1 protein-coding gene is annotated in these 902 nt (G+C 64.4%); it reads left to right on the top strand.

The window, feature by feature from the left end; all coding sequences use genetic code 11:
• Positions 1-902: pentapeptide repeat-containing protein (locus tag BST40_RS28265; RefSeq protein WP_142276866.1), on the top strand; the 902-nt coding region annotated here is incomplete at both ends.

Raw genomic sequence — 902 nt, 5'->3', positions numbered from 1 at the left:
TCAACACCGGCGCCTTCAACACCGGCAACATGGACAACGGCTGGTGGTGGCGCGGCGACAGCCAGGGCCTGATCGGCGCTTACTACGCGATCACCGTTCCCGAGATCCCCGCATTCTTCAATGTCGCGATACCCGTCGACATACCGATCACCATCAGCATCACCGACATCGAGATCAATCCCGTCACCATTCCCAAGATCTCCTTCAGCGGCTTGGACGACGGCATCGGCGGCAAAGTCATCGGCTCCATCGGCCCCGCCAGTGTCTACGGTGCGCAGACCGGCGACCCCATCGTCATTTCCTTCGGCGAACAGCCTGCGGTGGCAATCAACGTGGGTAACCCTGACGGCTCGACGGTGATCAACATCAGTGGCACCGGCGGTCTGGGCCCCATCAGCATCCCGATCGTCGACGTCCCGGCGGCGCCCGGGTTCGGCACCGCGACCACCAGCCCGTCGTCGGGCTTCTTCAACGCCGGAGCCGGCAGCGCATCGGGTTTCGCCAATTTCGGCGCCAACAATTCCGGCCTATGGAACGTCTCGAACGCAGTCGCGGGAAACTCGGGCTATCTGAACTACGGGTCACTGCAGTCGGGCCTGGCCAACTTCGGCAACACCATCTCGGGTCTGTACAACACCGGCACCGTCGGCCTCACGTCGCCGGCCAATGTCTCCGGTATCGCCAGCATCGGCACCGACCTCGCCGGCGTGCTTCGTGACGGCCCCACTGCGACGGCCTTCAACGCGGGCCTGGCGAACATTGGCGCCGGGAACGTGGGCTTCGCCAACATCGGCGACGTCAACCTGGGCAGCGCCAACATCGGCGACTACAACCTGGGCAGCGGAAATATCGGCGACCTCAACGTCGGCACCGGCAACCTCGGCCGCACCAACCTAGGCAGC

The sequence above is a fragment of the Mycobacterium persicum genome (genome assembly GCF_002086675.1).
GTDB classification, from domain to species: domain Bacteria; phylum Actinomycetota; class Actinomycetes; order Mycobacteriales; family Mycobacteriaceae; genus Mycobacterium; species Mycobacterium persicum.
Note: the sequence above shows the minus strand (reverse complement) of the source record. Positions and strands in the feature narration are given on the sequence as shown.